The sequence below is a fragment of the Scrofimicrobium canadense genome, assembly GCF_009696615.1.
GTDB classification, from domain to species: Bacteria; Actinomycetota; Actinomycetes; order Actinomycetales; family Actinomycetaceae; genus Scrofimicrobium; species Scrofimicrobium canadense.
Genome location: NZ_VULO01000008.1, coordinates 1 through 21,854, shown reverse-complemented (window position 1 = coordinate 21,854; position 21,854 = coordinate 1). Strand labels below are relative to the sequence as shown.

The window sequence follows — 21,854 nt, the reverse complement described above, 5'->3', positions numbered from 1 at the left end:
AGTATTGACGCCAGCTAGGCTGAGACGCTTTGCTGCACTAAGATTAGGCGGGGTGCCCGCAGGGCGTGGGCTAAGAAACGTGGAGAGTGAATTTTGAAGAGCACAGTTGAGACCGTGGAGCCCACTCGGGCAAAGCTCACCGTCGAGGTTGACTATGACGAACTAAAACCTCACATGGATGCAGCATACAAAGATATTGCTGGTCAAGTTGAGATTCCTGGTTTCCGTAAAGGCAAAGTTCCTCCCCGTATCATCGACCAGCGGTTTGGCCGGGGTGCTGTCATCGAACAGGTTGTGAATGAATCTCTGCCCGGATACTACGGCGACGCATTGCAAGAAAATGAACTCCGTCCCATGGCTCAGCCCCAGATTGACGTGGTTGAGGTTCCTGCCACGGAGGGAGAACCGGGCGGTGTGCTGAAGTTCACTGCGGAAGTTGACGTAGTTCCTGCCTTCGAGTTGCCTTCCTTGGAAGACATTACGGTCGAGGTTGAAGCCACTGAGGTATCCGACGAAGCCATCCAGGAAGAACTCGATCAGTTGCGTGGACGTTTTGCAACGCTCAAGACACTTGAGCGTCCTGCGGAAGACGGGGACTACCTGTCACTCGATCTCAGCGTCGACGTGAATGGAAAAAACATCGACTCTCTGTCAGACGTTTCTTACGAGCTGGGTTCAGGAACCATGCTTGATGGAATGGATGAGGCGCTGCGCGGAAAGTCAGCAGGGGACGAGGTCGTTTTCGTAGCCCCTATCAAGGGCGGCGAGTACGCGGGTGAAGACGGAGATGTTACCGCCAAGGTACTGTCTGTCAAAGAACGTGAACTACCGGAGGTCGACGAAGATTTCGTCCAAATGGTCTCGGAATTCGACACCATTGAGGAACTTACTGAAGACCTCAAGAAACAGGTTGCTACTCGCACAAAGTCCGATCAGGCGCTTGCGGCTCGCAACGCACTTCTTGAAAAGCTGATTGCTGAAACAGAGATTCTTTTACCGGAGGCTCCTGTCGCTGCAGAAGTTGATGAGAGAGTCGATGAGAACACCACTGATGAAGAGCGTAAAGAATTGCGCGAAAAGATCGAAGGTGAAATCCGTCAGCAGATTTTCCTCGATACTTTGGCGGCAAAGCAAGAGGTGAAGATCGCTCAGCAAGAACTGATTGACTTCATGCTGCATACCTCGCAAACTTTCGGTATAGACCCGAATCAGCTCTTCTCTGATCAGAACCAGATCCAGGGAATGATGGGCGAACTAGCACGTACAAAGGCTCTTGTATCGGTACTACGCAACACTAAAGTTGTTGATACCAATGGTGAAGAGGTTGACATCAGTGAGTTCACGCGTGACCCTGCAGAAGACGTTGAGGTCGTGACGGACCCCGAAGGAGAATAGTCGTCTCCACTGTGGCGTACATGGTAGCTGCCGGGGCCTGTGAAGCCCCGGCAGTTGTCATATATGACAACGAGATTGGCATGCGCCGTCAGCGAAAAGACAAGCCGCGATCGTCGGAGCACGCTACCTTTGAGTTAGAGCGATGAAAGGAAACCGTTGATGTCTACTCTCCCCGTTGGTGAGCAAAGCCAGAGTCCATTGGGCTTGGGCGACAACGTATACCAAAAACTTCTCAAGGAACGCATTGTCTGGTTAGGCAGTGAGGTTACAGACGAGAGTGCCAATACGGTCTGTGCGCAGCTGCTCCTCCTAGCCGCAGAAAATCCCGATGAGGACATCTTCCTCTACATCAATAGCCCCGGCGGCTCAGTAACCGCGGGCATGGCTATTTATGACACCATGCAGTGGGTCAGTCCCGATATTGTCACCGTGGGAATGGGAATGGCTGCTTCGATGGGGCAGTTTCTTCTCACTGCGGGTACTCCGGGAAAGCGTTACATTACCCCTCATACCCGCGTACTCATGCACCAGCCTTCTGGCGGTGCGGGGGGCTCGGCAACCGATATTCGTATCAACGCAGAGCTCATCTTGTCCATGAAGAGAGAGCTTGCACAGATTATTGCTGACAGGACTGGGAAATCTGTCGAGCAAATCAACAGAGATTTCGACCGCGACAAGTGGTTCACAGCCGAAGAAGCCTTGGAATACGGGTTTGTTGACCATGTAGTTGAGAAGGCCTCGTCTGTAGGAAAGGAAGACTAACGTGACCACAAAACCCTATTTTGAGGCCATCGCCCGGCAGATGCCAGAGGCCCGCTATGTCTTCCCAAGTTTCGAAGAACGTACGCCCTATGGTTTCAAACGGCAGGACCCATACGCGAAACTCTTTGAAGAGCGGATCGTGTTCTTAGGAGTGCAGGTTGACGACGCCTCAGCAGATGACGTCATGGCACAGCTATTGGTCCTGGAAAGTCAGGACACCGACAGTCTCATCACCATGTATATCAACAGTCCTGGTGGGTCTTTCACTGCGATGACTGCCATCTACGACACCATGCAGTTTGTGCGTCCACAAATTCAAACAGTGTGTCTAGGTCAGGCGGCGTCGGCGGCTGCGGTTCTTCTGGCGGGAGGATCTCCTGGTAAACGTCTTGCGTTGCCGAATGCGAGAGTTCTCATCCATCAGCCCGCAATGGACGGTGTGCGCGGGCAGGCCTCGGACATTCAAATTGTTGCTGATGAGATTGACCGTATGCGCGCGTGGCTAGAAGATACGTTGGCCGATCATACCGGACAGCCAGTAGAGAGAGTGCGCGGGGACCTCGAAAGAGACAAAATCTTCACCGCGCCCCAGGCGGTTGAGTACGGACTGATTGATGAGGTGCTATCCTCACGTAAGGCATAGCACGTAAGAAGAGGAGCCTGAATGAGTCGCCTCGGGGACAGTACTGAACTGCTCAAGTGTGCCTTCTGCGGTAAGTCGCAGCGGCAGGTGCGTAAGCTCATTGGGGGCTCGGGCGTATACATTTGTAACGAATGTGTCGATCTTTGCCAAGAGATTCTTGATGAGGACGTCGAAAAGGAAGCGAAACCTTCAAAAATTTCCTTGCCTAAGCCAAAAGAAATCTACGAATTTCTAAGCTCCTGGGTAATCGGCCAAGAACGGGCAAAGAAGGCGCTTTCCGTCGCGGTGTATAACCACTATAAGCGGGTGCGTTCGCGCGAGTCAGGCAATGAAGAAGATCTTGAGGGCACTAAGTCCAACATCCTCTTGCTAGGCCCAACTGGCACTGGCAAGACACATTTGGCGCGGTCTTTGGCCCGTCTGTTGGACGTTCCCTTCTCCATCGTTGATGCTACTGCGCTCACAGAAGCTGGATATGTCGGCGAAGATGTGGAGAATATTCTTCTCAAGCTCATTCAAGAGGCTGACGGCGATATCAAGAAAGCTGAACGGGGCATTATCTATATTGATGAGATCGACAAGATCAGCCGCAAGGGTGAGAACGCTTCGATTACCAGGGATGTGTCAGGCGAAGGCGTCCAACAGGCTCTTCTGAAGATTATCGAAGGAACGAAAGCTTCCGTTCCACCCAGTGGCGGACGGAAGCATCCTCACCAACAGTTCCTTGAGATCGATACGTCCGGCATCCTCTTTATTGCAGCGGGAGCCTTTTCTGGCATTGAGGACATTGTGAAAGCCCGCGTGGGTAAACGTTCCACCGGGTTTGGTACCAACTTGGCAGAAACTGCTCAGATTGAAGATTTCTATCAAGAGATCACCACGGAGGACCTCCATAAGTACGGAATGATTCCCGAGTTTCTTGGGCGTTTGCCTGTCCTCACGTCGACATCAGCGCTCAGCGAAGAAGACTTGGTGCGGATCCTCACGGAGCCGAAGAACTGTCTAGCAGCCCAGTACAAGCACCTTTTTGACCTTGACAATGTTGATTTACAGTTCCAACCGGGGGCTTTGGAGGCCATTGCTCGCGAGGCGATGACAAAGAAGACTGGTGCCCGCGGTCTTGCCACTCTTATGGAGCGCACGCTTGCTGATTTGATGTTCGAGATTCCGTCCCGTCCTGAGGTTGAGAGAGTGGTGGTCACTCCCGAATCTGTGATGGGTGAATCTGTTCCCGAGGTATATTCCAGCGACGGCAGTATCGTCGAACAAGGAGTCGCATAGCTAGCGTAGGGCATACGAGGGGAAGCCATGGAAGATACCGCAGCATTGGTCCAGTTGGACGAGGAACGCCGCACGATCGACAACATCGATGCGGCTCTCATTCACATCCTTGCAGAGCGATTCCGCTGCACACAACGCGTGGGACATATCAAAGCACGCGGCGGACTTCCCCCAGCAGACCCCGAGCGCGAAAGACAACAGGTCGAGCGCTTGCGAGCGCTAGCAGAAGAGTCCGGTCTAGATCCGGATTTTGCAGAAAAGTTCTTGTCGTTCATGGTCACTGAGGTCATCCGACACCATGAGGTCATTAAGGAAGCCTACGATGGAGTTTAGGAGGTTCTGAGAATATGTTTCTCTGAACCCATCTAAACTGGGCCTCCATCCTTCTGTAAGGGATGTCTGGTGCTCTAACCCTGTAATGGACCACCGTAAATAGAGTCAATGACGTCCTCAAACTCTGACAAGACCACAGAACGTTTGACCTTGAGTGAGGGGGTCAACATGCCGTTCGCTTCAGTGAGATCGGTGGGAATGATCTCAATTTTGCGGATCGACTCGGCTTTAGAAACTCGCTGGTTTACCTTTTCGATCGCGCGTTCGAGCGAGGCACGCACCTGAACATTTTCAGCTGCTTCCGAAACCGACATGGGTGGAAGATCTTTGTTCTTGAGCCACAGTGGCAACATTTCTGCGTCCAAAGTGATGAGAGCAGCCACAAAAGGTCGCTTGTCACCGACCACAACCACCTGGCTAATCAGTGGGTGGGCGCGCAAATCGTCTTCTAACAGAGATGGAACCACGTTTTTGCCCCCGGCAGTGACAATGATGTCCTTGGCGCGTCCGGTAATGCGAAGGTACCCATCGCGATCAAGTGATCCTAGATCGCCAGTCTTGAACCAGCCGTCTTCAAAGGTAGCTTCTGTCAGTTCGGGCTTATGGAGATACTCTTTGAAAACGGACGGGCCCTTGACTAAGACTTCGCCCTGGTCAGAGATTCTCACCGACATTGGCGGCAGAGGCGGGCCCACAGTTCCGATCTTATTGAGTCGGGGTGTATTGACCGATATTGGACCAGTTGTCTCGGTGAGGCCGTATCCTTCAAGCACGGGCAGCCCAGCACCTCGATAGAAGTGTGCCAGACGTTCAGACAGGGGAGCTCCACCCGAAATAACATAATCGACATTGCCGCCGACGAGGGTGGCAATCTTGCCGAGCACTAAGGTTTGGGCCGCACGCATACGCGCTTTGAGAGATTTTGATGGGCCTTCATCGGTATCGAGAGCCTGCGAGTATTCGATGGCAGTATTCGCTGCCCAGCGAAAGATCTTGTTCTTTGTGCCTGATCCGGACTTGGCGTCAGCCGAATTGTAGATTTTTTCCAGAACGCGAGGTACGACCAGAAGATATGTGGGGCGGAAAGACCCCAAATCTGGAAGGAGATTCTTAATGTCCGGGGTATGTCCCAATACGCCTTGACCTGTGAGCTGAAAATACTGCAAAAAGCGCGCCAGAATGTGAGCCAGGGGAAGGAAGAGAAGAAGTCGTGACTTGGGGTGACTCGCTATCTCGGACATCCACAAGTGGGAATTGACACCAAGATCTGTGAAGTTTCCATGAGTGATTGCAACGCCTTTGGGTTCCCCTGTCGTTCCCGACGTGTACACCAATGTCGCCAATGAATCTGTTGTGAGCCGGTTGGAGCGACTGGTGACTTGAGATTTGGGAATAGTGCGGCCAGCCTCGGTGAGGCGTTGAATGGCTTCAGAGTCAAGAGAAAGAACTTCAATATTTCGATCTAGCGTGTCCACGGCTGCACGAACAAGGTTTGCCATAGATGCCGTTTCAGCAACAACCAGTTTCACCTCGGCGTCATCCAAAATATAGGCGATTTGCTGCATGGATGAGGTTTCATAGATGGGAACGGGCGCTAATCCGGCCACCCAGCCCGCGCAGTCCAGAAGCGTCCATTCATAACGGGTACGTGACATGATTGCAAACCGTTGCCCGTAATCCAAACCCATTCCGATGAGTCCAGCAGCAATGTCTTGCACTTCTTCCCAAAAGTCAGCTGCAAGAATCTTGCGCCATGACGAGCCCATTTCGCCTTTAACTTCGATAATCGGTGCCTTCGGTGCCGCGGCGACTCGCTTGGCAAGCATGGAAGGAATCGTACTGTGTTCGTCAATGCGATCGAGCACAGGGGCATGCCATTCCAGAGCGGCAGTATCGCCGTTCTCTTCTCCATTGCTCCCTGACATATGAGCGGTATTGTCACCCACAGTTTCCTCCCCGGTTCTAGTTTTTGTTTCTCTTAGGGGCCTCACCTAACTGATGTGATGCGATGGACAGTGAGTCCCCTTCGAGCCACTCTATCGGCACTTCTGATTTCACCGCCGCTTCAAGATCTGCGGAGGCAGCGTGCAGCTTGTCCAGCAACGTTGCAGGTGCGGCTACACTCACCTGCAGATAGGGCGTGCGCGGAGAAACCTTCGCATCGGATTTCACTCTGCGCAGTACGATAAGAGCCTCAGAGACTGCCGAGAGCATATCCGGGTCGCCATTTTCTCCATATTCATCGGCTTTCGGCCACGGTGCGTGGTGAATGGAACCTTCGCGGTACCACGACCAGACCTCTTCTGTTGCGAAAGGAAGGAACGGGGCCAGCAGGCGGATGATGGCATCGACAACCAATGCTAGAGCTGTGCGTGCAGAGTGCGATTGTTCTGCAGTCCACACCCTGTCGCGGTTGTAGGCCCGCTCTTTGACCAGCTCGACATAGTCATCGCAGAATGTCCAGAAGAATGTTTCCGTCACTTCGAGGGCGCGCGTATGGTCATAGTCGGCGAAAGCCTTCGTCGCGGCGGTGATCACCTGTCTGAGAGCAGCCAAGACTGAAAGGTCAACTGCCTCAGAGACACCGGAAGGATCTAAAGTGAGCGAAGCGTCGCCTCCCATGGTCAGTGCAAACTTTGAAGCGTTGAGCACCTTGATGGCTAGGCGGCGTCCGATTTTCATTTGGCCTTCGTCGAAAGCCGCATCGGTTCCCAGCCGAGCTGAGCACGCCCAGTAACGGACAGCATCGGAGCCATGCTTTTCAAGCAGGCCCATAGGCGTGACGACATTGCCTTTGGACTTGGACATCTTCTTGCGATCTGGGTCCAAAATCCAGCCGGAGATTGCAGCATTTGCCCAGGGAAGGCAACCGAACTGCAAGTCTGATCGAAGCACTGTAGAGAACAGCCACGTGCGGATAATATCTTGACCTTGCGCCCGCAAATCCATGGGGAAAACGCGAGAGTACAGATCCTCATCGCGCAGCCAGCCTGTGGGAATCTGTGGGGTAAGTGAGGATGTGGCCCACGTGTCCATAATGTCTACTTCAGCAGTGAAACCACCGGGTTGGTCGCGCTGTGATTCGTCATAACCCGCCGGAACGTCAATGGTGGGATCGATGGGAAGTGCATTCAAAGACGGGGTGAGTACCTGGTCGTAGTGCACGACACCACTGTCATCGATGCGATACCACAGTGGGAGTGGGACACCGAAGAAACGCTGGCGGGAGACCAGCCAGTCAGTGTTGAGGCCCTCAACCCAGTTTTCGTAGCGCACACGCATGAAGTCTGGGTGGAACGCTAGTTCACGGCCGCGCTCTAACAGCTCGTCTCGTAGCTCTTGCCCTTGATGTTCGTAGGGTTTTCCACCATTGCGGATATACCACTGCCGTGAGGTGACAATCTCAAGAGGCTTGTCGCCTTTTTCGAAGAAATTTGTCATGCGGTTTGTCGGGGTAATCTCTCCGACCAGCTCTCCCGACTCTTGGAGAGCCTCCACTACCGCCTTGCGGGCAGAAAATGTTGTCTTACCTGCCATCGCCTCGAAAAGAGCTTTTCCATGGACGTCAGTAATCCAATCCGGAAGCGAACGCGTAATGCGTCCATCCTTGTCAAGAATTGCTCTCGTCGGGAGGTTCAGCTCGCGCCACCACTGTACGTCGGTGAGGTCACCGAAAGTACAACACATGGCAATACCAGCACCCTTGTCCATCTCTGCCATCGGGTGAGGCAAGACTGGCACCTCCACATTGAAACCGGGGGAAGTAACCGTGGTGCCGAAGAGATGCTGGTAACGCTCGTCTTCTGGATGCGCAATGAGAGCGACGCATGCAGCGAGCAGTTCCGGACGGGTCGTCTCAATGACCACATCTCCAGCCTTGCCGTGGAAAGCCAGCGAATGATAGTGCCCGGGGTATTCACGGGCTTCCAACTCTGCCTGGGCAACGGCGGTTTGGAACGTAACATCCCATAGTCCGGGTGCCTCGGCCTGGTATGCCTCACCGCGTTCCAGATTTCCCAAGAATGCAGCCTGAGCTACTTTGCGAGCATCAGACCCGATGGTCTGGTATGTCAAGCCCCAGTCCACCGACAATCCAAGGTAGCGCCACAGCTCTTCAAACTGTTTTTCATCCTCTTGAGATAGGCGCATGCAGAGTTCAATAAAGTTCTGTCGAGAAACTGGCACCTGGTCGGCGGCTTTGATGGACTTGCCTTCTCCACCCTCATGAGGGGGAACAAAACTGGGATCGTAAGGTAAAGATGGGTCGCAGCGGACACCAAAATAGTTTTGGACCCGCCGTTCGGTGGGAAGACCGTTATCATCCCATCCCATCGGATAGAAGACTTCCTTGCCTTGCATGCGCTGAAAGCGAGCTACCGCATCGGTGTGGGTATAAGAGAATACGTGGCCCACGTGCAATGACCCTGAAACAGTGGGGGGAGGCGTGTCAATAGAGTAGACCTGGTCTCGCGTGGCACTGCGGTTGAAGCTGTAGGTTTGCTGGGCAGTCCAGGCTTCATTCCACTTGGATTCCAAGCCGTCCGTGGAAACCCGATCCGGAGCAGAGGGCGACGGAAGGTGGGCAGGAAGGATGGGGTTCATTGACACTCTCCATGATGGTGGTTTGTAGCGGAGTTAACGGTAGTTCCTCAGCGGCTGTAGAGCCAACTGGGTCCAGTTTCTAGCCGCCAAGTTCTTGGTCGCGTAGTACGGTGGCATCGACGGCCTGCACTAGAGCGGAGTCTAGACCAGCCGCTTGAGCAGCCAGAAGACCAGCAATGGTGGTTCCCCCCGGAGAACAGACACGATCAATGAGTTCGGATGGGACTGTGTCCTTTTCAGATTCGATTTGGACCATACGCGCTGACCCAAGCATCGACTGGGTGACAGCCTGTAGTGCCTGTTTCTTTGTCAAACCGTGCTTGACTCCGGCTCGGGCGAAAGAATCGAGGATCTGGAAGAACCATGCTGGCGACGCTCCCGCCAACGCGGAGAATACCGAAAACGATGCTTCTGGCAGTTCTATGCACTCGCCGATCGCCTCAAAAATTGAGATGGCAGAGGCCCGCATATCATCGGCAACATTGGGGCAGAAACAGATTGCTGACGCTGACATGCCGATTTGTGCATTGACGTTGGGCATCACGCGAATCAACGGAGGGCATTCCGATACACCAAATTCTGCCAAATCTTGGAATATTGCGGTGAGGGTTCGACCGGCTGCAATCGAAATGATCCCGGGTCGCTTAGAGGAGGTGAGAGCAGGAGCGACTTCTTGTAGGACAAGACGCTGAATGTGAGGCTTGACCCCAAGAATCACAAGATCGCACTCTTTGACTACTGTCTCGATATCGGGAGCAACTTCGCCGCCGATATCTGTTGCCAAGGTGTGGGCAGCGGCGTCATTCACGTCGAAGAGAACGAACTGTGCTGCGTTGTCTGTCTTAGTCAAGCCGCGGGCAATGGCACCCGACATGGCCCCCGTACCGATGACTCCCAAGCGCATGATGATCCTTTCCGTACTCTATTGTGCCTGACGTCCCCTAAAATAGACCAGTAGTCGTATATCGAAGGGGCAACCATGAGCACACTAGTTGGAATCATGGTGCTGACGCTGGTTACGATACTGGTAGTTGAAATTGGCAATAGAGTAAATGCGCCATGGCCAGCTCTTATGGTGTTAGTTGGTGTAGGGATTGCGTGGATTCCTGGGCAGCACCTTAACGTTCCTAACGATTTAGTTCTTCCTCTACTGTTACCTCCGTTGTTGTACACAGCTGCCGAACGCACCAGCTGGCGGATGTTTCGTATGAGATGGCGCACTATTGTGATCTTTGCGGTCGGTCTTACGATTTTTACAACGGCGATGGTGTCGGGGACCGCGTGGCTGCTGTATGCAGGTATGGGACTGCCAGCTGCCCTGGTGTTGGGTGCGATGGTGTCTCCGCCTGATCCAGTAGCGGTCGAAGCAGTGTCGAAAACTGTTCCCCTGCCGCGCCGTATCCTCTCCACTTTGCAGACCGAAGGTCTATTCAACGACGCGGTTGCTTTGGTGATCTTTGAAGTTGCCTTGGCAGCTCTTGAAAGTGGTGAGGAAATCCAACCCAGGGAACTTCTAGCGGATTTTCTCGTCGGATTAGTCCTAGCGGTTATTGTCGGTTTGGTTTTGGCCACGGGTATTCGCTTCATCGTGCGACTATCAGATAATGCCATTGCGTCTGCTGCCGCCACCGTCGTCTTGCCCTACGGTGCATATTTGATTGCTGACTCTATCGAGGCATCGGGTGTACTTGCTGTAGTTGTGGCTGCCCTCGAATACCGACGGACCGAGTCCCCTGACGACGTGGAAGAGCGTCTGGTGAGGGCATCATTCTGGGAAGTGGCGGAGCTGATATTGACGGGCCTCGCCTTCGGGCTTATTGGTGAAGGCTTCCAAGATGTCCTGTCTGAATATGGTTCGCAAGTCTGGCGAATGATTGGCAAAGGCCTCATCATCGCGTTGGTTGTCGTTGTTGTGAGGCTGGTTTACCTTGTCGTGCTGACCAGGGTCAACCGCATGCGAGGAACGCCTATCATGGCCCCGCGAACATGGAAAGAAGCCATCGTGATGACCTGGGGCGGTATGCGCGGCCTGATCACCCTGGCACTAGCAGTTTCACTGCCACGGTTCATAGGGCCGGGGGACGAGTACTTCTCTGAACGTGCGCAACTTATTGTCGCCTCCTGCATGGTTCTAGTCGTGACTTTGCTTATTGCAGGTTTGACAATGCCTTGGCTACTGAGAGTCCTCAACGTGGGATCTGAGGCGGAGGTCGAACGCAAACAAGAACGGGAACTGGCACATAGTGCTGCAAGACGGGCTTTTGACGCCATCCATGAGATGGAGGACCTTCCCGATCCTGTCGTTGAACGCATCGATGCTGTTGTCGAACAACTGGAATCGGGCCTCTTGGAACGTACCGTGGTAGAAGATATTGACGAGGATATTAACACCAGGCGCACAAACCGGGCGATTCTCTATCAGGTTCAGAAAACTGCACTTGCTGCCGCGCGGGAAAGCCTCATCGAGGCACGCAACCAAACTGGCGCGGACCCTGTCGTTGTTGATCGAGTCCTCCAACGCCTCGACCTGCAAACTTCACTAATGAGAAAGAGAGACTGAGGCTATCCACAGGTCTTGATGGGGGAGTTATCCACATTTCTTGAGGTTGTGACTAGGTAAGTCACAAGACTGTTGTTAGCGTGGCGGCGTGAAGGGAATATGGAAAGTGCAGCGCTGGAAGCTAGATCCTTTGGCCGCCGTCACGCTAGTTGTCTTATTGGTTGGGCTTTCAGTATTCAGCTACGTGAACTTATGGATGAAAGACCCGGGCGGAGGCAGTGACCACGCAGCTGCGGGACAATCTGCAGGGGTGCTCGTAGAAGATACAGCCGAGGATTTAGCCCAGGCCATTTCCGGAAGCGAAATCGCGAAGACTCCGGTTGGTGAGGATGCGGTGGTGTATGTTTCTGGGGCAGTGAGTACCCCGGGAGTTGTGCACCTTCCATTGGGGTCACGAGTCTGTGACGCCCTAGAGGCAGCCGGTGGTGCACTTCCTGAAGCAGATGTGGCACGTATCAATCTTGCACGAAAAGTCATGGATGGAGAACAAATTCATGTGACGGTCCAAGGCGAGGTAGACGTGGGAACAGGGGAGGAGACCTCGCGTGAAACCACCAATACCACCTGCGTCGACATCAATTCCGCCGATATGGAACAGCTACAGCAACTCGACGGCGTGGGGCCAGCATTGGCACAAAGAATCCTTGATCACCGAGAAGAATTCGGTCCCTTTTCATCGCCTGAGTCTCTAGTCGAAGTGACAGGGATAGGCACAAAAAAGCTGCGAGCGATACGTGATAGCCTCTGCCCCTGAGAGGAAACCACAAGACTACCGTTTGGTGCCCATCGCGGCAGCAACATGGCTTGGAGTCGTACTTGGTCTGACCGGTCTGGTGTGGGGGGCCGTAATCGCTGCGCTACCGTGCCTGGTGTATACAAAGATGCGGCTGACGGGCGGCGTATGGTGTCTGGCATTGTTGCTTGGCTTTGGTGCGGGAACACTTGCCATGCAGGGGTACGAAAGAGATGCGGCAGCGAAGATGTATGACGGGCAGACTGCTGTGTTCTCGGTGATCCTCAAAGAAGATCCGCAACGGAGAGTCTCTTCCTGGGGCTCAGTTCAGTGGGATGCTCGCATAGAAATAGTAGAGGTTGACAGTGGAAATGTAGTGCATCTGTCAATGGCAGAAGCAGTCATCTCCGGCGATACCATCAAAGCATTCCACCGATACGACCGCCTCAGAGTATATGGGGCACTGAAAAAGGGCTTTCGTGATACTCCGCCGTTGATTGGAGTCGTGAAGGCGAAAGGGGTGCGTCACTACGAACCGGCCCGAGGATGGCAAGCAATAGTAGGGCAGATACGGCAAAACCTGCACCAGCGAACTGCAAAACTGAGTTCGGCGGCCCAAGGTCTCATACCAGGCATGGCACTAGGTGATGAAAGCAACTTGCAATCTGAAGTGAAAGACGCGATGAAAACGGTGTCACTCATCCATATCACCGCTGTCTCAGGGGCGCATTTAGCGATTGCACTTGGTGTATTAGGAGCGGTTATTCCAGGAGGCCGGATCACTCGGGCAACCATCGCGGCCGTATTTGCGTTACTTCTCTTGGGTGTCGTCGGCCCAGAACCCAGCGTTATACGAGCTGTAGCGACCTGTTGGGTGTCATCGTGGGGATTAGCTGGGCGTAGGCGTGGACAGCCACAGACCACACTGTCGATTGTGGTTCTCCTTTGCGTGCTAATTCACCCGTGGATCGCCGTAGAGATCGGTTTCGCACTGTCAGTACTGGCCACATGGGGTCTCTTATTCACTGGCAGAGAGCTGATGGAATGTTGGCGTGTGAAGAATCGAATATTCCGGTTCTTTATCGAGGCGGCCGCATTGACTCTCTCAGCCCAACTATGGGCAATGCCAGTACTGCTGACTTTCAACGATGCGCTGCCCCTGTGGGGACCGCTGGCAAACATCCTTGTTGCACCAGTAATTCCTGTAGTGACCATTGGGGGAATGCTTGCCGCCGCTTGCGGTATGTGGGCGCCGCAGTGTGCTGAAGTCTTGTGCGCGTTGGTAGCCCCTTGCGCTGATTGGATAGCGTTCGTGGCGACAACATGTGCACAGTTGCCGGCAGCGCAGGTGCCCTGGTTCTCAGGGTGGTTGGCTCCACTAGCATGGATTCCCCTGATAGTTTTAGTGGTGGTATGGCAATCGCTTAGGAGGCGCATCGGTGGCACACGCGGAGGGTATCACTCTCATTCGGGGCAGCGAAGCAGCGCTGGGGGATCGTGAGGTGGCGCGGATACGGACACAAGTCCTGTCTGCAGATCCTTCAACTGAGGTGACAAAACTCAGCGCGGTTAGCTACCAGCCGGGGCGCTTGCAGATGATATGCGCACCATCTCTTTTTGAGGAAGCACGACTGATTATTCTCGATGATCTAGACCGTGCTGGGGCCGCGTGTGTAGAGGACGTTTTAGCGTATATTGCGCAGCCTGCTTCCGGCGTTCAGATGCTTTTGCGTCACCGCGGGGGCAACAAGAATAGAAAAATTATTGATGAGGCAAAGAAAGCCGGAGCTACGATGATCGAATGCGCTCAGTTGCGCAATGATCGGGCGAAAATCCAACTGGTCCAAGAGGAAGCCAAAGCGTGTGGTGGCACTATTAGTGCTCGCGCTGCAGCAATGATTGTCGACGCGGTGGGACGCGACTTGTATGAGGTGTTGGGGGCCGTGCGTCAACTGGTGAGCGACTATGGTCCGCGCGTAGCCGACGATGATATTCAGTCCTTCTTTGCGGGGCAGACAGAAGCAACTGCCTTTGAGGTTGCCGATGCCATCGTTGCAGGGCAGGGACCACGGGCGTTGTTGCTCTACAGGCAGGCGCGCTCGGTTGGAGTGGAAGATATTCCACTTTTAGGTGCGGTTGCCATGAAGTTTCGCGATATGGCTTTGGCAAGTGCGGGTAGTGCACCTGCAGGATACCGGGGAACGGCGGCTCGGGAGAGTTTGCGGCGCTGGGATGACGACCAATTGGGGCAAGCCATGTGTTTCCTTGCTCAAGCAGATTCGGTCCTTAAAGGAGCCCCCGGATCAGCTGACCACGCCATCGAAAAGTGCATCATCGATATTTCCCGGCTAAGGTCTAATGCTTCGCGTTGATGATGTGCGGTACCTCTTCCCACGTACGGGTCCCACCTACGGGGTCATAAAACTGTAAACAGGGCGGCATGCCGCCCAGGCACTTGCCATATCGCCCAGTCTGTTGCATGAAGACCTCCGCAAGGAAGACCCTAGAGGTAAGAAAAAGGCCCGGCTTGGAGCCGGGCCGAAGATAGAGTGAGAAGGTCTCAGTCCATTGCATTTACGCGTTTAGCAAGCTTCGACTTACGATTGCGAGCCTGGTTACGATGAATAACACCCTTTGATACTGCAACGTCCAGCTTGCGGCTGGCAACACGCAGATTTTCTTCTGCAGCTGCCTTATCACCAGCGTCTACAGCTTCACGGGTTTTACGAACTAGAGTCTTCAGCTCAGACTTGACCGCCTGGTTACGGACACGGCGCTTTTCGTTGGTCTTGATGCGCTTCTTCTGAGACTTAATATTTGCCACTGGTCGGTTTCTCCTCGTCAGTTTGTTTAGATACAACGGTCGGTGAGGGGTGAATCACTGTCGGGACTGGGCGTGGGGCACCCTGCAAACGACGCGAAGCAGATCCGCGGCCCGACCTGGCCGAGAATCCAATGACCAAGTTTAGCAGCGTCAGATACTCAGAAACTATTCCTGGCAGTGAAAGGTGTCACCTATTCGTCCACAGGCTTTCCTTTTGATCTTATCCACATTTTCTGTTGGGGGTGGAGGCGAGCTTGGGAAAAACCGTGCAGAGTGTGGTCACGACTATTCGACTATTACGGAGGAAGAATGAAGCTATACAGTGAAATACCAGCCCCTGAGGGCCTCTTTGAGCATGCCCAAGTCAAAGAAGCCCTTGTTGCCGCCTACTGGTCAGAGTTTGAGCGCGCGATCGCCGCGATCACGGAGTTTCTCAATGATGATCCACCGGAAGATCATGCGATCTTTGCTTTGCGTGAGACAGTTCCTTGGTGGGCAGAACTGGGGAACCTAGACCGCGCGGCAAAAGTTGCAACACAATGCGCGCAGCGCGCCATCCAGCTATGGGGATCTTTAGATCCGATGGCGTTGGTGATGCGCAATACACAAATGTACTGGCTGGGGAAGGCCGGAAAACAGTCCAAAGCTGAGGAATGTGCCAGGAGTCTCCTAGCCGATGCTGCTGTGGTGCTGGATCTGAAAGAGCCACTGCACGCGGCCGTGCGTAACAATGCTGCCAGAATTTTTGAGGGAGGGGAGCACCGGGCGGAGGCTGAAAGCATCTACATCGACTTAATCTCTGATTTTGAAGCATGGGGACAATCTGAGACTGAGCATTGTTTCACGACGCGGGATAACTACGTCCAGTTCCTTGCCTCGGATGGGCGCGTGAGTGAGGCTAGGGATCTTATGCTGGAGCAAATCCTGATATTTACCAAGATCTACGGCCAGTACTCTCCGATTACACTGAGAGGCCGTTATGATGCATCTATTCTTTCGCTGCACCTGGGACAGATGGACAGTGCCCGTGAACAGTTAGAGGGGTTGGCGCAGGACTGCGCGAAACATCTTGACGTGGCAGACGCACTCACATCGATGGTTTTATCTGTGCTTTTATCTATTGCTCTTGAACAAGACGATGCTGCCGCTGTGGTCCAGGTGACCACTCGGCTCCTTGACCAAGCCCAATATACGGGTGACCCGTGTCAGATGAGTGCCGGACTGCAGCAACTGCGCAATCGGTACCGCGATCTTTGTGGAGTGTCACACTAGTTTTCCTAAAATGCGCGCATCATGGGACCATATTGAGGCAGCATCAATCGGGAGGTCCCAGTGAGTGAAGCAACGGCCTTGAGTCCATTGCATACAACGCAAGCACGCATACGCAATTTTTCGATCATCGCTCACATTGATCATGGCAAGTCCACACTTGCTGATCGCATGCTTCAACTGACCGGAGTGGTCGATAATCGGGAGATGCGTGACCAGTACCTTGACCGCATGGACATTGAGCGCGAGCGTGGCATCACCATCAAGAGCCAAGCCGTGCGTATGCCTTGGACTGTCGGGGGTGAATCTTTTGCTCTCAATATGATTGATACACCGGGGCACGTGGATTTCACTTACGAGGTTTCTCGATCGTTGGCAGCGTGTGAGGGGGCATTGCTGCTAGTCGATGCCGCGCAAGGAATCGAAGCGCAGACTCTCGCTAATCTCTATTTGGCGATGGAAAACGATCTCACTATCATCCCGGTTCTCAACAAGATTGATCTTCCTGGTGCTCAGCCAGAAAAATATGCTGAAGAAGTCGCCGGTCTGATTGGGATTGATCCAGAGGAAGTGATGCTCGCTTCAGGGAAAACTGGCGAGGGTGTGCGTGCCATTCTTGATCGCATTGTCGATTCGGTTCCACCACCTAACGGGGATCTGGAAGCGCCGACTCGCGCAATGATTTTTGATTCGGTGTATGACTCTTATCGTGGCGTGGTGACCTATGTTCGTGTGGTTGATGGGGCGCTGAAACACCGCGAACGTATTAAGATGATGTCAACTGGTGTCAACCATGAGCTATTAGAGGTCGGTGTCATCTCACCCGAGCCCAAGCCTTCCGAAGGGCTCGGAGCCGGTGAAGTCGGCTACCTTATTACGGGCGTCAAGGACGTGCGCCAGTCACGCGTAGGTGACACGGTGACTACCGCCATCCGGGGGGCTACAACGCCACTAGAAGGCTATCGTGATCCGCAACCAATGGTGTTCTCTGGAATCTACCCGGTAGACGGTTCAGATTTTCCTGATCTGCGTGAAGCTCTCACAAAGCTACAACTCAACGATGCCGCTTTGACTTTTGAACCTGAGTCGTCGGCGGCATTAGGGTTCGGATTTCGGTCAGGTTTCTTGGGGCTGCTTCACCTCGAGATCGTGCGTGAGAGGCTTGAACGTGAGTTTGGTTTGAACCTTATCGCCACGGCCCCCAACGTCGTCTATACGGTGATTGCTGAGGACGGAACCGAGCTGCGGGTGGATAACCCCTCTGAGTATCCTGATGGAAAGATAGCTGAGGTTCGCGAACCGGTGGTTGACGCAACGATCCTTGCGCCCTCGGAATATATTGGTTCAATTATGGAGCTTTGCCAAGAGCGGCGGGGAACCTTGGGGGGCATGGACTATCTGTCGCCTGAACGGGTCGAAATGCGTTACCGGTTGCCGCTGGCTGAGATCGTTTTTGACTTTTTTGATCAGCTGAAGTCCCGCACCAAAGGCTACGCTTCGCTGGACTACCACGAAGCGGGGGAGCAAGCCGCAGACTTGGTGAAAGTCGATATTCTTCTCAATGGAGAACAAGTGGATGCTTTTTCGGCAATCGTCCACAAAGATGCAGCATACGCATACGGTGTGCGCATGACTAAACGACTCAAGGAGCTTATTCCTCGTCAACAATTTGAGATTCCTGTTCAGGCTGCTATTGGCTCACGGGTTATTGCGCGTGAGACGATCAAAGCTTTGCGTAAGGACATGCTGGCAAAGTGTTATGGGGGAGATATTTCACGCAAGCGGAAGCTTTTGGAAAAACAGAAGGAAGGAAAGAAACGCATGAAGTCGATAGGCAGCGTAGACGTCCCTCAAGAAGCTTTTATTGCGGCTCTTACTTCCGAAGCTCCGACAGGAAAAAAGTGAACAGGTACCAGGCTCGCACGAAGTCTTTTACTCGGCGTGCCAGGGCACTTCCTGAGAACCTTCAGCGGACCCTGGCGCATCACGGGTCAGACTTTGTGATTGAAGTACCTCGCAGCGATGGGCATACAACCATTAATGAGGAATACGTATTTGACCAGCGCAGTATTTTCGGACGCATGAATGAGCTCGTTGTCGAAATCGGTTCTGGCGTTGGTGAACAAATTGTCGAGGCATCGCGCCAACAACCTGAGCGTGATTTTCTGGCATTTGAGGTGTGGCAGCCAGGCATAGCCAAAGCTGTTTCGCGTGCTGTGGAAGCTGGTGTTTCCAATCTGCGCATTATGGAAGCTGACGCCCAGCAGGCTTTCCCAATAGTTTTTTCAGACGGTGCGATTGCAGAACTGTGGACATTCTTTCCAGATCCTTGGCGTAAAGCCCGCCACCACAAGCGCAGACTCGTCTCCCCAGATTTCGCTGAAGAAGTGGCCCGTACTCTCGTGAGTGGGGGGCCGTGGAGACTTGCGACAGATTGGGAAGATTACGCACTGCAGATGCGTGAAGTGCTAGCAAACTCGCCCAGTTTCGATTTCGAGGAAACCTCACGGTGGGAAGGGCGAGTGCTCACTCGCTTTGAACGTCGAGGGATTGAAGCTGGCAGAGAAACGTGGGACTTTACCGCATGGCGCAAGTAGCCATCCCCATCAGTCCCGCACATAAGGCAAAGTCCGCGTATGTGCACATACCGTTTTGTACGGTGCGGTGCGGATACTGTGACTTCAACACCTATATCAACGATTTTGGGCCGGGAGCCTCCCGGGGAAACTATCATCAGTCGGTTTTGCGCGAAATCGAGATGAGTAAACGCTGTATCGAAGGCAAATTTCGGACAGTGTTTTTTGGTGGAGGTACGCCTACTCTGCTCGATGCCAAAAGCCTCGCTGAGATACTGCACGCCCTCCCTGTAGCGACAGATGCTGAAGTGACGATTGAGGCAAATCCAGAGACGGTCACGGCTCAATCTTTGAAAGATCTAGCCAGCGCTGGATTTACGCGGGTGTCTGTTGGAATGCAATCGGCTGTCCCCAAGGTCCTAGCAACACTGGACCGCCAGCACCGCCCGGAAAGACTACCTGTGGTCGCCCAGTGGGTCAGAGATGCAGGCCTCGATTTTTCGGTGGATCTCATCTACGGAACTCCAGGAGAGACTCTTGAGGATTGGAAGACTAGCCTTGAGCATGCGCTTTCTCTAGAGCCCGACCATATGAGTGCCTATTCCTTGATTGTTGAACCAGGAACAAAGCTGCATGCGCAGGTAGCCCGTGGCATCCTCCCGCAGCCAGACCCAGATGAAGCCGCCGACAAATATCTCTTAACAGACCAAGTGCTTTCCGAGGCGGGCTTCGCTTGGTATGAAATTTCTAATTTTGCAAGGGCACTTCCTGGCGAGGATCACCTCGATGCAAGTAAGAGAAGATTCGCTTCGCGTCATAACCTTGCATATTGGAGAGATTGGGACTGGTGGGGCTATGGGCCCGGTGCTCACTCCCACGTGGGAGATACCCGGTGGTGGAATGTGAAACACCCATTGGCATACGCTCAGAGGGTTCGTGACGAAGAAATTCCCATGCACGAAGGCGAAAAACTTAGTGTCGAGGACCGGGAACTAGAACGCCTGATGCTCAGTATTCGCACGTGCGAGGGGGTCCAGGCGCCAATGCGACCTGAATTAGAAGGTTTGGTTACTGAAAACGACGGACGTCTTATATTGACGGTACAAGGGCGCCTTATGGCCGATTACGTTACGCGAGTGCTGGCGGGCTGGGAGGGCTAATTTCCCCTCCCTGACATGTGACAGTGTCATAATACCTATCCCGGCGGGAAATAAAAGTCCGGGACACTGTTTTGTTCGGGGGATTAGGACTTTGCAGGGACCTGCAACCTATGCCAGCTCCACCAAAACACCAGTCCCGTCATGGTTGAGGCGGCACTTGCCGCAACATAGGTGACTTGGTAAGCGCCGCTTTGATAATCCGCACCACTAAGAGTGGGGAGAAAATATGCGAAGGCCAGCGCCAAAGCTAAAGTGACGGCAGCAAATAGCGCGATGAACACAACCAATGCGGTGCGAAAAGGAAAGGATTTACCGCGCCACGGAACTATATCGCCGCTGCGCGCCAGCCACAAGGAAAAGAGAGATCCCACCCCTAAAGCAATCATGTCGCCACCGATAGTGTCACTGAGCCGGTGCCAGTGTGCGGCCAGTGTTGCTGCCCCGATTCCAGTTGACCATGTGAAGACGATGAACATTGCCCAGCCGCGACCCCTGTAGGGGACGACCAGGATTGTTGCCATAAGAATACTCATCGCGATCGTAGTGTGTCCGGAGGGAAAGGAGTTGTGACTGATATCCGCAGCCGCCTGGACAAGTGCAGGTCTTGGGAGAATTATGCGTTTAAATGCTTCGGCTGCAAGGACCGAAACGATGATTGTTCCCGCTCCAGCGATTGCCAGCCGCGGACGTCGACGGATGAGACCAATGAGGAATACAACGACAATGGAAACTGCCAGTGAAGTGTACGATATTGCGGCTAGCTCATCGTCTGCCTCGGTGATGAAAGCTGGAGCTTCGAGGCGTGACCCGGCCAGAGCGGCATTTTCGAAAGCCTGTCCCTGTGATGTCAGCACTGCAATGCCATATATGGCAGCAAATACCAGTATTGACATCACAGGCAGCCATATCCATCGAGAAAGATTCCGTATCGAAGTCATGATTTCAGTGTGCCATTATTCTTGCCCAAAGGATCTGGAAGGGGAGATCGGTAAATCTAGACTTGGAGTCCTTCAGCCTCCATCGCCTCGCTTAATGCGATATCATCAGCCGAAGCCTGGTCGTAATTGACGTCTTTTGTCTCGCGAGTGATCCATAGGGCAATGAACGTCAAAGCTGCGGATCCGGCAAGATACCACCCGACGGTGTGGGTTGATCCGTCAGCATCCGCCCATAGAGCCACGGCAATAAAGGGAGCCAGCGCCGCACCTAGGATTGAACTCACGTTGTAAGCGATTGCGGATCCGGTGTAGCGAACATTGGTGGGGAATAGTTCAGGCAAGATGGCACCCATTGGTCCAAAAGTGAGGCCCATGAGAGTGAAACCAATAATGAGGAAAGATTGAGTCATTGCGCCGGTAAACATGAGCTCAGTTCGCATGGTAAGAAATATTGGGAAAGCCAGCCCAAAGACGGCGATAAGCGCCGATATCCACAGTAGGAGCCTGCGGCGGCCCAGTTGGTCTGCCATCACTCCAGACACCGCGGTGAAGATCGCGAAGAAGACCACACCGATGATTTGCATGAGGACGAAGTGAGTGTAGGTAATCCCCAGTCCGGCAGGTTTAGCATCTTGCGCCGTGGTGCCATAGGCCTGACTTCTGACATGGGGTCCTGAGACGGCGTTTTGGGTTGTTGGTTTTGGCTTGTTTACGCGGTTTGGGTGTCTGGGTTGGGGCACTAGGGGCCTTGTTAGAATGGGGTTGTGGCTTACATTCG

19 protein-coding genes are annotated in these 21,854 nt (G+C 53.6%); 13 read left to right on the top strand and 6 right to left on the bottom strand.

Annotation, left to right across the window (positions count from 1 at the left end; all coding sequences use genetic code 11):
• Positions 1–93 precede the first annotated feature (93 nt).
• From tig to FYJ24_RS07305, 5 genes are all read left to right on the top strand, one after another.
• Positions 94–1,395 (top strand): trigger factor, encoded by a 1,302-nt coding sequence (gene tig, locus FYJ24_RS07325; protein ID WP_154545059.1) that lies wholly within the window; start codon positions 94–96, stop codon positions 1,393–1,395.
• A 159-nt stretch (positions 1,396–1,554) separates the two neighbouring features.
• On the top strand, positions 1,555–2,157 hold the full coding sequence (locus tag FYJ24_RS07320; RefSeq protein ID WP_154545057.1) for a ClpP family protease: 603 nt from the start codon (positions 1,555–1,557) through the stop codon (positions 2,155–2,157).
• A 1-nt stretch (position 2,158) separates the two neighbouring features.
• Positions 2,159–2,800, top strand: a complete 642-nt coding sequence (locus FYJ24_RS07315) for an ATP-dependent Clp protease proteolytic subunit (protein WP_318656585.1) — start codon at positions 2,159–2,161, stop codon at positions 2,798–2,800.
• A 21-nt stretch (positions 2,801–2,821) separates the two neighbouring features.
• Positions 2,822–4,081 carry an ATP-dependent Clp protease ATP-binding subunit ClpX gene (gene clpX, locus FYJ24_RS07310; RefSeq protein WP_154545055.1) on the top strand — a complete coding sequence of 420 codons (1,260 nt, stop codon included), beginning with the start codon at positions 2,822–2,824 and terminating at the stop codon, positions 4,079–4,081.
• Positions 4,082–4,108: 27 nt separating this feature from the next.
• Positions 4,109–4,414: a chorismate mutase gene (locus tag FYJ24_RS07305; protein ID WP_154545053.1), complete on the top strand. Its 306-nt coding sequence runs from the start codon at positions 4,109–4,111 to the stop codon at positions 4,412–4,414.
• A gap of 74 nt (positions 4,415–4,488) precedes the next feature.
• On the opposite strand, the gene FYJ24_RS07300 is transcribed toward FYJ24_RS07305, so the two are convergent.
• From FYJ24_RS07300 to proC, 3 genes are all read right to left on the bottom strand, one after another.
• Positions 4,489–6,339: an AMP-dependent synthetase/ligase gene (locus FYJ24_RS07300; RefSeq protein WP_154545272.1), complete on the bottom strand. Its 1,851-nt coding sequence runs from the start codon at positions 6,337–6,339 to the stop codon at positions 4,489–4,491.
• A 37-nt stretch (positions 6,340–6,376) separates the two neighbouring features.
• Complete coding sequence (gene valS, locus FYJ24_RS07295; RefSeq protein WP_154545051.1) at positions 6,377–9,016, bottom strand: valine--tRNA ligase; 2,640 nt, start codon at positions 9,014–9,016, stop codon at positions 6,377–6,379.
• A 79-nt stretch (positions 9,017–9,095) separates the two neighbouring features.
• Positions 9,096–9,920, bottom strand: a complete 825-nt coding sequence (gene proC / locus FYJ24_RS07290) for a pyrroline-5-carboxylate reductase (protein ID WP_154545049.1) — start codon at positions 9,918–9,920, stop codon at positions 9,096–9,098.
• A gap of 75 nt (positions 9,921–9,995) precedes the next feature.
• Between proC and FYJ24_RS07285 the strand changes: the two genes are divergently transcribed.
• From FYJ24_RS07285 to holA, 4 genes are all read left to right on the top strand, one after another.
• Positions 9,996–11,576 carry a cation:proton antiporter gene (locus tag FYJ24_RS07285; RefSeq protein WP_154545047.1) on the top strand — a complete coding sequence of 527 codons (1,581 nt, stop codon included), beginning with the start codon at positions 9,996–9,998 and terminating at the stop codon, positions 11,574–11,576.
• 88 nt (positions 11,577–11,664) lie between these two features.
• Positions 11,665–12,330 carry a helix-hairpin-helix domain-containing protein gene (locus FYJ24_RS07280; RefSeq protein WP_154545046.1) on the top strand — a complete coding sequence of 222 codons (666 nt, stop codon included), beginning with the start codon at positions 11,665–11,667 and terminating at the stop codon, positions 12,328–12,330.
• A 25-nt stretch (positions 12,331–12,355) separates the two neighbouring features.
• Entirely contained in the window at positions 12,356–13,810 is a 1,455-nt protein-coding gene (locus tag FYJ24_RS13410) for a ComEC/Rec2 family competence protein (RefSeq protein ID WP_154545044.1), read from the top strand.
• A complete protein-coding gene (holA, locus tag FYJ24_RS07270) occupies positions 13,749–14,681 on the top strand; it encodes a DNA polymerase III subunit delta (protein ID WP_154545042.1) in 933 nt (310 codons plus the stop codon). Before FYJ24_RS13410 ends, holA begins: the two co-directional genes overlap by 62 nt.
• Before the next feature lie 188 nt (positions 14,682–14,869).
• Here holA and rpsT read toward each other — a convergent pair whose 3' ends face one another.
• On the bottom strand, positions 14,870–15,133 hold the full coding sequence (rpsT, locus tag FYJ24_RS07265) for a 30S ribosomal protein S20 (protein ID WP_318656584.1): 264 nt from the start codon (positions 15,131–15,133) through the stop codon (positions 14,870–14,872).
• A 309-nt stretch (positions 15,134–15,442) separates the two neighbouring features.
• Between rpsT and FYJ24_RS07260 the strand changes: the two genes are divergently transcribed.
• The 4 genes from FYJ24_RS07260 to hemW are packed head-to-tail and all read left to right on the top strand — an operon-like array spanning position 15,443 to position 20,138.
• A complete protein-coding gene (locus FYJ24_RS07260; protein ID WP_154545040.1) occupies positions 15,443–16,405 on the top strand; it encodes a hypothetical protein in 963 nt (320 codons plus the stop codon).
• Positions 16,406–16,465: 60 nt separating this feature from the next.
• Positions 16,466–18,307, top strand: coding sequence for a translation elongation factor 4 (gene lepA, locus FYJ24_RS07255; protein WP_318656583.1), 1,842 nt, complete (start codon positions 16,466–16,468; stop codon positions 18,305–18,307).
• On the top strand, positions 18,304–18,999 hold the full coding sequence (gene trmB, locus FYJ24_RS07250) for a tRNA (guanosine(46)-N7)-methyltransferase TrmB (protein ID WP_318656582.1): 696 nt from the start codon (positions 18,304–18,306) through the stop codon (positions 18,997–18,999). The genes lepA and trmB overlap by 4 nt, the downstream gene beginning before the upstream one ends.
• Entirely contained in the window at positions 18,987–20,138 is a 1,152-nt protein-coding gene (gene hemW, locus FYJ24_RS07245; RefSeq protein WP_154545038.1) for a radical SAM family heme chaperone HemW, read from the top strand. The genes trmB and hemW overlap by 13 nt, the downstream gene beginning before the upstream one ends.
• An 83-nt stretch (positions 20,139–20,221) precedes the next feature.
• Here the strand turns inward: hemW and FYJ24_RS07240 are convergent, their stop codons facing one another.
• Together FYJ24_RS07240 and FYJ24_RS07235 are read right to left on the bottom strand one after the other, a co-directional pair.
• The gene (locus FYJ24_RS07240; RefSeq protein WP_154545036.1) at positions 20,222–21,076 is read right to left on the bottom strand and encodes a phosphatase PAP2 family protein; all 855 of its coding nucleotides are present in this window, start codon (positions 21,074–21,076) and stop codon (positions 20,222–20,224) included.
• A gap of 56 nt (positions 21,077–21,132) precedes the next feature.
• Complete coding sequence (locus FYJ24_RS07235; protein WP_318656580.1) at positions 21,133–21,816, bottom strand: MFS transporter; 684 nt, start codon at positions 21,814–21,816, stop codon at positions 21,133–21,135.
• Positions 21,817–21,854: the final 38 nt, after the last annotated feature.